The 14,468-nt window shown below is 58.6% G+C and carries 9 protein-coding genes and 3 pseudogenes; 4 read left to right on the forward strand and 8 right to left on the reverse strand.

The genetic code is table 11. The features are described 5' to 3' along the window. On the forward strand, window positions 1–735 hold a 735-nt coding region (locus ABZ728_RS21725; protein ID WP_366658537.1), incomplete at its 5' end, for an ATP-binding protein. On the opposite strand, the pseudogene ABZ728_RS21730 reads toward ABZ728_RS21725, so the two are convergent. Next, window positions 705–1,700 (reverse strand): annotated as a pseudogene (locus tag ABZ728_RS21730) (autotransporter outer membrane beta-barrel domain-containing protein); the annotation flags it as partial. The gene ABZ728_RS21725 and the pseudogene ABZ728_RS21730 overlap by 31 nt on opposite strands. A gap of 93 nt (window positions 1,701–1,793) precedes the next feature. On the opposite strand from ABZ728_RS21730, the gene ABZ728_RS21735 reads away from it, so the two are divergent. After that, on the forward strand, window positions 1,794–2,387 hold the full coding sequence (locus ABZ728_RS21735; protein WP_366658538.1) for a hypothetical protein: 594 nt from the start codon (window positions 1,794–1,796) through the stop codon (window positions 2,385–2,387). Between the two features lie 670 nt (window positions 2,388–3,057). Here the strand turns inward: ABZ728_RS21735 and ABZ728_RS21740 are convergent. The 6 genes and pseudogenes from ABZ728_RS21740 to ABZ728_RS21765 all read right to left on the reverse strand — a co-directional run bounded on the left by ABZ728_RS21740 (window position 3,058) and on the right by ABZ728_RS21765 (window position 12,362). Continuing rightward, on the reverse strand, window positions 3,058–5,322 hold the full coding sequence (locus ABZ728_RS21740; protein WP_366658539.1) for an EAL domain-containing protein: 2,265 nt from the start codon (window positions 5,320–5,322) through the stop codon (window positions 3,058–3,060). Window positions 5,323–5,357: 35 nt separating this feature from the next. After that, complete coding sequence (locus tag ABZ728_RS21745) at window positions 5,358–6,821, reverse strand: ATPase domain-containing protein (protein WP_366658540.1); 1,464 nt, start codon at window positions 6,819–6,821, stop codon at window positions 5,358–5,360. A gap of 98 nt (window positions 6,822–6,919) precedes the next feature. Next, on the reverse strand, window positions 6,920–8,845 hold the full coding sequence (locus ABZ728_RS21750) for a PAS domain S-box protein (RefSeq protein ID WP_366658541.1): 1,926 nt from the start codon (window positions 8,843–8,845) through the stop codon (window positions 6,920–6,922). 164 nt (window positions 8,846–9,009) lie between these two features. Next, a complete protein-coding gene (locus ABZ728_RS21755; RefSeq protein ID WP_366658542.1) occupies window positions 9,010–10,611 on the reverse strand; it encodes a methyl-accepting chemotaxis protein in 1,602 nt (533 codons plus the stop codon). 220 nt (window positions 10,612–10,831) lie between these two features. After that, a pseudogene (locus ABZ728_RS21760) lies at window positions 10,832–11,167 on the reverse strand (transposase); the annotation flags it as partial. 58 nt (window positions 11,168–11,225) lie between these two features. Further along, window positions 11,226–12,362: pseudogene (locus ABZ728_RS21765) on the reverse strand (IS3 family transposase). A 465-nt stretch (window positions 12,363–12,827) separates the two neighbouring features. Between ABZ728_RS21765 and ABZ728_RS21770 the strand changes: the two are divergent. Then, window positions 12,828–13,745 carry a diguanylate cyclase gene (locus tag ABZ728_RS21770; protein WP_366658543.1) on the forward strand — a complete coding sequence of 306 codons (918 nt, stop codon included), beginning with the start codon at window positions 12,828–12,830 and terminating at the stop codon, window positions 13,743–13,745. 266 nt (window positions 13,746–14,011) lie between these two features. On the opposite strand, the gene ABZ728_RS21775 is transcribed toward ABZ728_RS21770, so the two are convergent. Further along, the gene (locus ABZ728_RS21775) at window positions 14,012–14,239 is read right to left on the reverse strand and encodes a hypothetical protein (RefSeq protein WP_366658544.1); all 228 of its coding nucleotides are present in this window, start codon (window positions 14,237–14,239) and stop codon (window positions 14,012–14,014) included. Between the two features lie 52 nt (window positions 14,240–14,291). Here ABZ728_RS21775 and ABZ728_RS21780 point away from each other — a divergent pair. After that, window positions 14,292–14,468, forward strand: a 177-nt coding sequence (locus ABZ728_RS21780) for a transposase (RefSeq protein ID WP_366658545.1), incomplete at its 3' end; no start/stop codon positions are given.

Consider the following 14,468-nt stretch of genomic DNA (forward strand, 5'->3'; position numbering starts at 1 on the left):
ATCAGGGCTGAGACGCTGGCCGCTGAAACCGAACGCCGGAACGCCGTCGACAGCCTGACCGCCGGCCTCGCGCACAACCTGAACAACATCCTGATGGTGGTTCAGGGCAATGTCGACCAGATCGCCGCCGAGCTTCCCGACGATCATCCGGCCCGGCTCAACGCCGACATGACCCGGCTGGCGAGCCAGCGGGCAGCAGCAATTACCCGCCGGTTGATGGTCTATTCCGGGCAGCAACTGGCCGACATACGCCCTGTCCCCATAGATGCTGCCGTCACCCGGGTCAAGGCGGCACTTGACGCGTCTCTGCCGGCGGGCGTTCGAGCGATCGTCGATCCCGGCGCCGGCGATGCGGCAACGGTCGAAGTCGACGCGACGCTCCTGGAAGAGACGCTGGAGGAACTGACTGCCAACGCTCGCGCCGCCGTCGGCGACAGCGGCACGCTGCAGCTTTCTTCAGCGCGCACCGATGGCCGCGACGGCCCCATGATCGTCATCACGATAGCCGACAACGGCACCGGCATGGATGAGGACACCCGCCGGCGCGCCAAAGAGCCGTTCTTCACCACACGCGCGATAGGACAGGGTGTGGGTCTCGGCCTCAGTCTGGCCGACGGCTTTGCGCGCTATACCGGCGGGATACTATCGATCGACAGCGCCCCCAGCGTTGGGACGATTGTGACGCTGACCCTGCCCGTGCACGGTCAAAACGGGCGAGAGCGAAATCCGCAGTGATCTGACCACCCCTCAGCCGCAATGTCGAAAATGATTACACCAACGGCGATGAGGGCCGAACACGGCATCTGCTTCAGGCTGTATCGGCGTGGCCTGGCAGATGAGGAGATGTCGACTGCCACGCGGCGCGGACCATTGGGGCACGTCTCAACTGCGCCTGCACGACCGGGTGGCTCCGTGGGCATTCCCAATAATCCCAACGGAGCCCCGGATGGTGGGCCTTGAGACCGCGAAAGCCGGAGGCGGGTTAATCGCAGAGACCTGCCTTGCCGACCTGTCGATCGTCCCAGACGAAGCGCAAGCCCGCCTGGCCACAACTTTCGGTTGTAGTTGCCGCCGAGGCTGCCGTCATAGGCGGCGAACAGGTCGATGGTGTCGGTGATGCCCACATCCAGCGTGACGCCCAGTTCGGCGATGTCGCGCGGCAACCCCTGGCCCTGAATGGCGAAGCTGTCGCTGCCCAGCAGCGAGGCCCGCAGCGCGGTTTCCGGCGAGCCGATCTCACGGCTCCAGGCAGCACGGGCGGTCAGGGCGACCGTCATGCCGTCATCGACAGGCGTTTCATAGCGCGTTTCCGCGCCCAACCTGGCGCGCAGGCTGTCGCTGGTCAGCGAACCGACCGACAGACCGGCAGTGCCGCTTTCCTCTTAGCCTTCCTGACGCATGCCGATGAAGCGGACGCCGACCAGCGGCGAGGCGGTCAATCCCTCGGGGCCGGGCCGGAAATCATAAGCCGCCTGGGCATCGACGTTCCACACATCCGCACTGTACTCGGCCGACTGCTGGCCGAACACCGGCACGCCCCGGTCGCTGTCGTACTGGATCCGGGAATAGCTGAACGCGCCCGACAGACGCAGGTCAGCGAATTGATAGCGGCCATAGACGGCGCCGCTGTAGCTTTCGGAGTCGACACCCAGCATGCCGCTGGAGGTAACGCGCCCCTGCTCGTAGCCGATCGCCGCGCCGACCGAGAAGCCTCGTTCATCGGCATGTCAATGCCGGCATGGAGGCCACCCGATCGGCTGTCGCTGCCGGGCATGCCATTGGAACTGCCCTAGGTGATCGTCCTGAACGATCCGGACGGCCTGCTGCGCAACGTCAACAAGCTGTGCCTCCAGCACTACCCGGCGGAAGTTCGTCCCGTATCGCTCATCAGCCGGGACATCGACGAGATCCGCGCCTTTGTCGGCGAGCGGGACGCGCCGTGCATCATCAAGCCCTTGTCGGGATCCGGCGGGCGCAACGTGTTCTTTCTAGAAGGGCAGGCCGACCCGAACATCAAGCAGATGATCGAGGCAATCCTGAGCGAGGGCTTCGTCCTGGCTCAGGAGGCGGTCAGCGGCAATCTGCGCCTGTTCCTGATGAACGGCGAGATCCTTCAAGTTGGCGGCACTGCCGCCGTGATGCGCCGCCGCCCAAAAGCCGGAGAGAAACGCGGCAACATCAGGCAGGGAGCCGTCGCGGAACTCCACGAACTCACGCCCGAGATCCACCGGCTTGCCGAACGTATTCCCCCCGAATCATGCAGGACGGGCTGTTCTTCGTGGCAGTCGATTTCGCGGGCGAGAAACTGCTCGAGATCAACGTCTTCAGCCCCGGCGGCCTTGTGCCCCTGTCGCGGGCCGCGGGTATCGATTTCATTCCGACCGTGATTGACGCGCTGGAGCGCAAGTCCGACTGCGGGCGCGCCCGTGGCGGACGATCCAATGCCGAGGTCAACCTCGCGACGGGATGAGCGCACGGGGCGACGATGCCGCAAAAGTGTCGACAGCCTCGGAACGGGTCGTTTCCGTTTGGCGTTGGCGATGATCGTCCCCGTGAGAGAGGAGCGACCGACATGGCCAATGCAGCAGCCCTGAATTCCCTTCACGACATCAACCTGTCCGAAATGCAGCGATGGGATTCCTGAATTCAGGAGAAGTGTCGCCAGAGTGCCAAGCGCGGCAAGATCGACTTGCGGAGCATCCGCGATGCGCCAGTCCGTACTGGGAACCCGATCAAACATCCATGGAGGAACCTCCAGCCAGCGATCCGGTCCCTGTCTGGAAAGACTGCAGCGGAAGACCACCGCCTCGTTCTTGTCGATCACGTCGTGGACAAAGACGTGCCGCCGAGTCCAGGGATGCCACGGGTAAAGTAGCTCGCGCTCAATACCGGTCCCGTGGGCGTTCTGTTGTCGAGTAGTACAACGAAAATCACCCGCACTCAGGGCTGAAGATGCGCTCACCCCGCGAGTTCATTGCAGCTCAAACCGCAACCGCCTGACTGTCGGGGGCAAGACCAGGTATCTGGCCGCCATGACAACGGCTGGCGGATGTTATCTCACGTCTGTCGCTGATCCTTGAGTAGTGCTTCGAACTCATGGGCAAGAATCGCCCGGCTGAACCAGAAGCCTTGACCCCAGCAGTTGGCACCGGCCATTTCCAGCAGGAACCGGCGTTGCTCATCGGTTTCAATGCCCTCGGCAATGGTGTGCAGGTTCAGGCTGGTGGCCATCTGTTGGATGATGGACACCAGCGCCGCACCCTTACTGCTAGGCCGGCCCAACTCGTTGATGAAGCTGCGATCGATCTTCAGCGTCTGGATGGAGAGGTGTTGCAGTCGGCTTAGCGATGAATAGCCGGTACCGAAGTCATCGATCGCAATCTGAAATCCCTTTCTGTGTAATTTTTCCAGCAGGATTTCGATGGCTTCCGGGTCTATCATCAGGGCGTTCTCAGTGACTTCCAGATGTATCCAGCGGGGGTCGACATGAGGCTTCACCAGGGAGACAAATTTCTCGGCGATGCAACCTGGGTAGAACTGGTTGAGGCTGACGTTGACCGTCATAGCCAGCATGTATCCCTGGGCATGCCAGGCTTTCAACTGCCTTGCGGCAGTCTCCAGCACCCAGTCGCCAAGGGGCCTGATCATGCCGGTTTCTTCGAGCACAGGTATGAAAGTTCCGGGCATCAGAACATCACCATTGGCCTGAGGCCAGCGAACCAGCGCCTCGGCGGCGACAATCCGGCAACTGTCGAGTTCGAAGATCGGCTGGTAATGAAGTTCGAATTCTTTGTTTTCCAGCGCCTCGCGCAGACGCGATTCCATGGTGAAACGCTGCTGGCGGTTGGCTGAGAGATCTTCTGAAAACATCCGACGGCAGCCGCTGCCCTGGCGCTTGGCCTCGAACATCGCCTTATCGGCATTTTCGATCAGCACGGTGGCCGTGCGCCCATGGTCGGGATACAGGCTGATCCCGATACTGGCGCCGATATGGTGCGTGAAGCCGCCTTCCACCAAAGGCTCCGCTAGGCTGGATATGATCCGATCAGCCAGAGTACAGGCGTTGATGATAATCTGCTCTCGTGTCGTAACGCCGCCTTGACGAGGGTCATCGATCATCAGCACAAGGAATTCGTCTCCTCTCTGGCGGATCACCTGGTCAGTATTGCGTACGGTATCTTGCAGGCGCTGCCCGACCTGAATGAGAACACGATCGCCTACTTCGTGGCCCAAGGCATCGTTGATCAGCTTGAAGCGGTCAAGATCGATGAACAGCACCGCTCCGGAGGTTTCGGTGTGCTTCGCGGCATCCAGCATGCCGTTCAGGTAATGCACGAGATGGTGACGATTGGGCAGGCCTGTGAGCGCATCAGTAAAGGCCAGGTGATGGATTTCGGCCGACTGGTGTTGGCTTTCCCGCAGGGTGCGTAAGGCGTTCAGCCCAAACACCAGGTTGTCGCCGATCCGTTGCAGCAATTGGCACTCTTCATGACCGAAATGATCCGGATTCGGCGAGGTGATGGCCAGGTAGCCCGGGGACCCGGACTCGAAGATCAAGGGTAGTGTGATGGCCGACGCCAAGCCGTGAGCGCGCGCATGATCCTTTAGGGAAGCTAGGCTGGGTTCATGGGCGATGTCGTTGACCACGCGCGCCTTGCCCGAGTGCAGTGACTGACCGACCATCTCCGACCCCTTGGGGTTCTGGCCCCAGCCGATCGTGAACTCTGACAGGAAGGGGCCGGCCGCACCGGCACTGGCCCGAACCTCCATGGCCTTGCCAGCCTGGTCGGTGGCGAAGCCTACCCATGCGAGGTTGTAGTCCTCTTCATCGACGATCGTCCGACACAGCGAGCTCAGCATCTCCTCTTCGCTCCTAGAGCGGACCAGAATCGTGTCGCAGGCGTTCAAAGTCCGCAGCGCGCTGACGATGGCAACGAGCTTCTGGCGAGTCATTTCCTGTTCCTGCGACAGGACCCGCAGATGTAGCAGGTTGGCGATCCGCGCCTTCAATTCCGCCTGGGTCGTAGGAATGTGCAGGATGTCGTCGACACTGTGACCCAGCTCGGCGGAGCTGTATGCAGGGACCCGGGTACGGCTGTCGGCGACAAGCAGTACCGGTAAAATCATCGGCGCGGCCTGCCGGCGCAGATGTAGTATCCGTTCGCGATAACGCTGCAGTAATGTCGTGTCTGCGATGATCAGGTTGGCATTCAGGGCCGCCTCGTCGTTTTCCTCGGCGAGCACGTCCTGCACTTGAAAGTCCTGTCCGAGCATCCGCTTGAGCAGCGCGGCATTGGCCCTGTTCGCCAGGGCGATCGTCACAACGGGCATTTCTTGGATTTTATGTTCGCAGGCCGTCACGGCGTATCAATGCGCTGATTGGGTTGAACCATTTCCGGTACGCCACTCAGCAGACCACGCATGCCCTGCAGTGGCCGGCCAACCTGAAGCCCATCCGGCGTGATGTCGAACTCGCGCAAAGCTTTCTCGAAGCTGCCTGCCCGCTTCTTTAGCACGCCTATGGTCTTGCGCAGTTCGCCGTCCAGTTCGATGTAGCGAAGCATGATGATGTTATCGGCGACATAGCTCAGGCCATATTCTGTCACGCGAGCCTGACTTCCGGCAATCGTGAAGATTTCGTTGACCAGAACCACAGTCACACCCATGTTTATTAAGTAACGGCACAGGGCGTGTACGCGCTCCTGCAGTTTTTCACCAGACATTGATTGCTGGTACCCTGAAAGGCTGTCGATCATCACCACGGTCGCACCCGCCTGCTCGACTTCCTCGCGGACCCTCATAGCAAACTGATCGGGGTGATAGAGCAAGGGTTCGACGGCTTCGAAGAGAAGTTGGCCTTTGCCGACCATTTCATCCACCGGCAAACCAATCTGCCGACAGCGGGTGAAAAAGGTCGAAGCGTTTTCATCGAAATTGTAGATGACCGCCCGCTCCCCGTCGGCCGTCGCCTGACTCAGAAACTGTGCGCCAAGCGTGGTCTTGCCCACGCCGGTCGGCCCGGACAGCAAGGTCACCGTGCCGCGCTCGATACCGCCATGGGTGAGCGCGTCGAGCTCGGGGAGGCCAGAGCTGATCTGGGTATGCGTGTTAGTTCGGAAGAATTTGTTGGGCATCAGGCGCGGAAAAAGCGTCATGCCTTCCTTGCCGAGCTGATAAAAGTGTAGGCCGGCCTCGAAGCCCGAGCCACGAAACTTGGTGATCCGGCATAGCCGCCCATAATCCGTGGACTCCAGGCTGATCACACCGTCGCTGAGGAACGGTAGGGCTTGGTTGTCTTCGTCGCCGATTTCCTCCGACGTGAAGATCACTGTTGCCCCTTCCCCGGTCAATGTGCGCAACAGTGACAGCACCTGCTTTCGAAATTGAAAAGTGTCGGGCGACAGGTAGCGCATCTGGCTGAGCGAATCGATCAGAACACACTGTGGCCGATGTTCGAGAACATGGCCGAGAATCCTGTCATGGTTGGTATTGCCTTCAACGTCCCAGCTTTCCAGCAGGTTATAGGTGTCGCCGCCAGTGCCGTCGGCCTGGCCGGGTGACAGGTCTAGGACGCTAACCCCGTCAAGCGAAAGTCCGCTGCGTTTGGCGTTGTCGCGCAGTTGGTCCTCTGCCTCCCCCAGGGTCACCAACAGGCTCTTTGAGGGATCACCAGCAAGCAGGCAATGCAGGCCGAGCGTGGTCTTACCAGAGCCTGGACCGCCCCGAACCAGGTAGGCCCGTCGCGGTATCAAACCCCCATGAAGGATCTGATCGAGACCGGCGACCCCTGTAAGCAATCTTGGGTCGTGGGTGTTGATCATCCTTACTTAGCTCCTGTGTTGAACAACATTGGGATTGCCGAAGGCAGTTCAGGCTGAACGATGTGGCATGCTGGATCGACCATCACGGGCTCACTTTCTCATCGCTCGGCATTGGTCGTGGGCATGTCCTTGAAACCTAGGGCATTTTTAGGTGAGGGGTTCGCGCAAGTGCGATCCGCCGGCATGATGATGCGCACTATCGTGCCGCGGCCTTTTTCCGTATCGATCTCCAGCCGACCCTGATGCAAATGGACGAGCGCATTGGCGATCGGAAGGCCCAGGCCAATGCCGCCTTCACGCCGGGTGTAGCTGTCTTCTGCTGACCCGAAGGGCTCCAGCGCGCGGCGTTTTTCGTTGCGGTCCATGCCGGGCCCGGTGTCTGCGATCTCGATGCAGATTTTGGCGTTACTCCCGAGCCGTGCTGCGACATCGATCCGGCCGTCGGCCGGGGTGTACTTCGTGGCGTTGGTGATGAGATTGGTCAAAACTTGGCGCAGGCTGCGCTCGTCCGCCCATAGATCGGGCATGTCGGGCTGAATGGCTACTTGGAGAGCGAGGCGCTTCTTCTGCGCGTATAGTTCAATTTGCCGTATGGCGTAACGCACGATTTGCGCGACGTTCAGACGATGTGGATTGATTTTCCATTTCCCGGCACTGAGCTTGGCGGAATGCAAAATGTGATCAATGACTTCGAACAGATGCCATGCGCTTTCATTGATATCCTTCAGGTATTCGCGCTCTTTTTCCCCGATGGCGGTGTTGGTTTTGAGGATGTCTGAAAACCCGATGATAGCGTTCAGGGGTGTCCTGAGTTCATGGGAAACATTGGCGAAGAACGCGGCCTGTGCTTGGTTTGCAAGCTCCGCTTCTTCCTTTTTCTCGCGCAAATTGTCTTCCAACGCCTTGCGTTGCGAGATGTCATTAATGGCGGCAATGACGTAGGCTTGGTCCTCATCGGTGTAGTAACTCAGGCCGATTTCGACCGGGAACTCCGTCCCGTTATGGCGTAATGCGCGAACAGCGCGATCCGGCCCCATCTGCCGTTTGCTGGGCGATCGCTGGAAAGCCTCACGCAACTCTTGATGCCGCGAATGCAGGTTCGCCGGTATCAGCATCTCAACCGAACGGCCAATTAGTGTCTCGCCTGCGTAGCCGAACAGCGTTTCCAGTTGCGCGTTGACCCGTTGGATCACGCCGTTGACGTCGACAACCAGCATCGCGATCGGCGCCGCGTCGATGATCGCTTCCCTGGCCCGCTCCGCTTGGCGTTGGGCGCTGATGTCCGTTTGAAAGCCGATATAGAAGCTCGGTTTGGCATCGCCCGCGTTGTAAACGGGCCGTAATTTTAGAAGATTTGTAAATTCTCGGCCGTCTTTGCGAACGTTCTGTAATTCGACCGTGCAGGCTTGGCCGACGGCCTGGGCCTCACGGATGACACGGCGTTGAGGTTCGTTCTCAAAGTTGCCTTGCAGAAAGCGGCAGTTGCGACCCGTGACCTCGGCGCGGCTGTAGCCGGTCATTCGTTCGAAGCCACGATTGACGTAAATCAGCGGTGCATCGGCCGCCATCATGGAGACGATCGATACACCGACCGGTGCATCGTCGAGAACGGCGTGGATCGACGGCGCGTTGACTTGGATCATGAGTTCGCTGGTGACTTCGAGGGCGAGCGCCCGAAGCAATGCCCAAGCACTATCACGCTGCATGCCGTCGGTCCCAGCAACGGCGACAACGAAAGATTCTGGTCCAAGCGGCGAGATGACCGGATAGGCGGCGATGTAGCGAACATCACCCATGGCAGCGTCGATCGGCTCGACCGTTTCGATCGTGCCTCTCGAATCCCGGATCAAAAAATCGGCATCGATGCGCTGGCAAACGCGCAAAGCGACATCACGGTCGCCGATCCAGTGATCCATCTTGTTTTTTGGATGGGATAGAACGACGATCGACCTGCATATAAGTGCTTTGTCCAAGCCTTCAACTATCATCAACACAAGGTCTGGGATTTCACCAAGTTCTGCCATTCCGGTCTTTCGAACAATTTCCGATAAATTTTGCGCATCGTATAAGCAAGAACTATACCAGCTTAAGTCAATATCCGTCACGCGTCGTGTGTGATGAAGGCGCAGGCCAGGGACCATCGGCCGGCGCTTTCGTGTCCAATCTGACGCCATCAAAAGTGGCATCGCTACATCGCGCGCACCTCCTGAAGGAAACGGTCCACTTGACCCTCGATACTCACCAGCGATCGACTGAGATCGGCCGTTGCCGATAGCATTTGCTCCGCCGCTTGTCCGGTTTCATTGGCTGCCGTTGTGACACCGGCGATATTCGAAGAAACCTCCATCGTAGCGGTATTTTGTTCATCTACGGACGCGGAGATCTCGACGTTGATTTCGTCGATCTTCTTGATCGTCCGCCCGATTGTCTTGATCCCTTGGACCGCTTGATGGGTCGATGTTTGCATTTCACCCACTTGGGCGGATATCTCCTTGGTCGCCTTTGCTGTCTGATCCGCAAGGTGCTTGACCTCACTTGCCACCACGGCAAAACCACGCCCGGCCTCACCGGCGCGTGCGGCCTCGATGGTGGCGTTCAGCGCCAGCAGGTTGGTCCGGTCGGCCACGTCTTCGATTAGCTTCACGATATCGCCGATCTTGTCGGCGGCGGCTGTCAGTCCGGCAATCATCGCATCGGACTTTTCCGCCTGGTCGACCGCCTCGCGCGCAATCGAACCGGACCTTTCGATCTGCTCACCGAAAGCCGCGATCGATCGATTGAGTTCCTCCGCTGCCGCCGCCACGGCATTGGCTTGGTTGCTGGTCCCGTCAGCCGTAGCTGTCAAGGATTGGGCTGTCCCTTCCATCTCTGTCGCGGCCGCAGCGACGGTTTTGACCATGCTTTGCACATCCTGTTCGAAGCTGTCGGCCAGTTGGGCTTTTTGTGTTGCCACCGACCAGTTGAGCATGGGACCGAGATACCGGCCTGCCTCGTTGGTCACGGCCGACACCCGAAGATCCAGCGTTTCGTCGCCCAGCTTGATTTTGGCGTTCCAGGGCAGATTGGCTGGATCGCGGAGGATTCTTCGCTGGTGATCGGGATTTTTATGAAAGACGTCGATCGACGTGCCCACCAGGTCCCGCGCTTTGATCGGCAGATGTTTCTCCAAGCCGGTCAAGGTCTCAATGCTGGTTTGGTTGGCATAGGTGACCTTGAGCGTTTCCGGGTCGCACATCATGACATTGAGCGGCATCCGGTCGATCATCCGGGTCAGAGCGTCCATCCGGTCGTTGGCGTCGACCTGCTCTGTCACCCGCTGCCACGTCACCAAGGCGGCAACATAACGGTTACGGCGCCCATGAATCGCCGTAACCGCTATATCGAGAGTTTCGCGACCAATGGTCGCGCGCGTCGAAAAGGGCAAGCGGTGCGGGTCGGCGATGGCTTGACGCAAAACGCCTGGGTCGTGATGGAATATATTGATCAACCCGCCAACGATGTCTCGGGCTGCGATCGGCAACGCTGACTCCCGGGTGTCGAGGGTCGCGAGCGCTGCCGGATTCGCATAAGTAATCTTGAAATCTGATGGATCACAAAGCATGGCATTAACCGGCATGGCGTCGACCATGGCCGATTTTAACGCAGACTTGAAACGAAGAGCCATGATCGACACTTCTCCCATAGGTTGACAATAGCTATTTTCTATAGAAGGGGGCTCAATAATTTCAAAACTAGGCGCAAAAATATTAATAGAATCATAAAAACCGAGAACTTCTATCTCATCGTACATCGCTTTGGCACCGACATTTAGGAATGAATGTCTGTCTGAAGAAGCCGCGACAAAACAGTAGAATTTGATTCCCGGTTTTTCTCTATAACGTAGCGGCGCTCTTGAATTTGGGCCCGCTGCACCCACGCTATTCATGATAGCCGCGCGTGCTACTCCACAACCCAAACGACAGGTGCTAATTGGCAGTTGATCGGGTGGTTATGCGGCCGAAGTCGTTCGAGGCCAAGGCGACGAGATTCGGCTTTTTCCGTTCAAGCAAACCCAGCAGCCAAGGTGAGGCATTCCTGCCCCCGCTCCGACGTGCATGCTGGACGATGGCGGTCGCTCTGACCACAAGGGTACTTCGCAATAGTTCATCGCCAGTTCGTGTGATGACGCCGAGCCTGACCTTGCCGGCCGTTGAATGATTTCCGGGGGTCAAACCGATCCAGGCCGCAAAGTCTCGCCCGGATTTGAACATGTGCGGGTCTGGCGTTTTCATCATCAGCATGGATGCGCCGATTGGGCCGACGCCGGGTATTTTCGCCAGCCGCTGACTACAGTCGTCGTTGCGATGAGGTGGTCCCACCTTGTTGGACAGCATGGCGGCTAAATTAAGCTCATCGTGTATGGTGTCATGCCGCCATTTTGGTCATCCGACCCTGCGGGGCATGCCCCCCAGGGTCGGAAACGCTGGTATGCCCATATGCCTCGGCCGGGGTTCTCCCGGCAAGGGCCGAGTGAGGGCGTTGGTGATTGTAATAGAAGAGCCACTGATCCAGACCAGCACGCAATTCGGATCCCGTTTCGAAAGCATGGAGATAGACGCATTCGTATTTGATCGACCGCCACAGGCGCTCGATGAAGACGTTGTCCATCCATCGGCCCCGGCCATCCATAAAGCATTGCTGGTGAACTGACTGCCTTGGTCGGTATTGAAGATCTCCGGCCGACCGTACCGGTCGATGGCCTCTTCCAGCGCATCGACGCAAAAACCGGCGTCCATTGTGTTCGATAGCCGCCAAGTCAGCACCTGGCGAGTCGCCCAATCCATGACGGCAACCAAGTAGAGGAAGCCCCGGCGCATCGGTATGTATGTCACGTCCGCACACCACACCTGATTGGGGCGCACGATGTCCAGTTCCCGCAGAAGATAAGGGTAAATTCGATGCTCCGGATGAGGGTGGCTGGTCCGGGGACGTTGGTAAATCGCCGTCAGCCCCATTTTGGCCATCAAACGCCGAACACGGTGACGACCGACAGCCTGTCCATGACGCTTCACAAATGCCGGGTCATTTGCCGACTGCCGTACCAGGGGCAATCCATGAACACTGCGTCGATCACCGTCATCAGTGCCAGCGTGTCCTCACTTTCCGGGACCGGTGTGTAATACCAGGATGATCGGCTGATCGACAGCAGACGGCATTGGGCCGCAATCGATAGCTGAGGGTGCAACGTCTCAATCATTGATCGCCTCCGCGCCACGCTCATCGACCGAAGGCTTTCGCCAAAAAATCCCGTTCCACCAGAAGTTGGCCAATCTTGGCATGCAGTTTCTCGATCTCCGCCTCACTGGCCGCCTTTGACGATTGATCCCCGCCCTCAAAAAGGCGGGCCATGCCCTCCATCGCCTGACGCTTCCATGTCCCGATCATCGTATGGTGAATGCCGTGCTTGGCCGCCAATTCCGCCACGGTCAGATCGCCCCGGATCGCCTCCATGGCCACTTTCGCCTTGAATTCCGCGCTGTAGCGCTTTCTCGTCGTCTTCATGCCCGTCCGTCCCTTACGTCGTCGGGATGAGCTTAACACCCTGTCCAAAAATCCGGCACCACCTCAAATGTCGTCGGGGGAAAGTTCGATCTGCATCGCTGGGCGCCTCGGTCATCGTTTCTGATGAGCCCAAGGTGCCGGATTCGGTCGTGTCGGATTCGGTCGTTGCGCAGGTGGGAACGGTGTGGGAATAAGGTGGGGGTTTGGTGGGTTTGCACTTCTCTCAATTGACGGCGATGGCAGCATAGTGTTTGGCTCCACCATTGCTTTGGCGACAAGGCTCCGTATTTTGTCGGGAAACCTTGCGATGAAGATCGTCGCCCGCCAGGTGACCTGAGCCGACGCGGCAGACGTTCAGACAAGCTGGGACGAGTCAGACGCGCAGATTTGCGTTTGATCGGTATCAACGCAGCTCTCAGGCTGGTACTTGGAAATGAATGTGGGAAAACCCGGTTGGCAAATGTAATGTCTCAGAAAACAACACCTGAATGCTCATCCTGGCTCGGGATCTTCCAGGCGGCTGTAGAGGCGGCCTACGATGCGGTGTTGATCACGGATGCCGAACTTGAACTTCCGGGCCCTCGGATCGTTTACGTCAATCCTGCCTTCAGCCGGATGACCGGATACAGCCTGGACGAGATCATCGGGAAGACACCGCGCATCATGCAGGGTCCTGAAACGGACTGGTCCGTCATTCGGAGGCTGCGCGACGACCTTAAACACGGCCGAACGTTCGAGGGAAAATCAAAGAACTATCGGAAAGATGGTTCAGCGTTCATCATGGAATGGACGATCGCGCCAGTGCTGGACGAAGATGACCAGGTCACACATTACGTGGCCTTGCAGCGCGACATCACAGAGCGCGAACGGTTGTTGGAGATGCTTCAGCACCAAGCGTCGTTTGACGGTCTCACGGGTGCTTTCAACAGAGCGGAGACGGAACGCATGCTGTCGATCGAAGTGGAGGGAGCGCGCCGATATAATCGACACCTGTCGATAGTCATGTTCGACATTGATAACTTCAAGGCGGTCAACGATAAATATGGCCATAACATGGGGGACGAAGTCCTTCGTCGCATCGCCCAGGCTGTCCTTTCGCGCATGCGGACCGTCGACTACTTCGGGCGGTGGGGTGGTGAAGAATTTGCCGTCCTTCTTCCGCAAACGATTCTTGGTGGCGCGAAGGCATTGGCTGAGAACTTGCGCGCCCTCATCGAGGGCCTTGAGTTTGATGATGACCTGAAAGTAACAGCGAGTTTCGGCGTTGCAGCGCGCCTCGACGAGACCGATGCAACGGCTTTGATCAAGCGCGCAGATGAAGCGCTTTACGCCTCGAAAGATAGCGGACGGAACCAGGTTTCTGTTGCATCATCCGACCGATGAGGGCGCATGCAAGGAACTTCGGTTTTCGATGGCTTGAAGATTCGAAAGGCGCACAACGACCGAGGTTGACCTTCTCTCGCTTGCCAAGTTGCCGAATGCTGTGCTCCGCACGATTGGCCTCGCACCATTCGAGCGGATCGCAAAGATGACCCGCGGAACCAAAGTTGTCACGATGTCCCCACAGCAGATGAAGGTAGCGGCGTCCGCAGCAAATCTTTCTCCCGGTATGTTGCAATTGCATACATGGCTGGTGGATCGGTGGCGGTTTAGCCATCGACTACGATATCGGCAGCGACGACGCCGAGCCGATAGCCCCTACCGCGCTCGTTGATGATCAGGGCTTTGCTCTCGGCATCGGTGAACCCAGCCGCCTTGAATGCATCGCGCAACTCGCGGATCAGATCCCTGGCCTCGCGCCCTGTCGTGCCTTCGACATAGGATGCGGAAGCAACCTGATCGCGCGATAACGCTTTTTCGAGCAGGTGACCTGCCACGGGATTTTTCCTCCATCTGGGATTAGAGTCCGCCCCAAGGAAGGGACGGACAATGAAGCGGACGCGATTCACGGACGAGCAGATCATCAGCATCCTTGCCGAGCATGAGGCTGGCGCGAAGTGCGCTGAGCTGTGCCGCAAGCACGGCATGTCGGAAGCCACTTTCTACAACTGGAAAGCCAAGTTTGGCGGCATGACGGTATCGGAGGCGAAGCGTCTGAAGGCGCTC

Source organism: Fodinicurvata sp. EGI_FJ10296 (assembly GCF_040712075.1).
Classification (GTDB): Bacteria; Pseudomonadota; Alphaproteobacteria; order DSM-16000; family Inquilinaceae; genus JBFCVL01.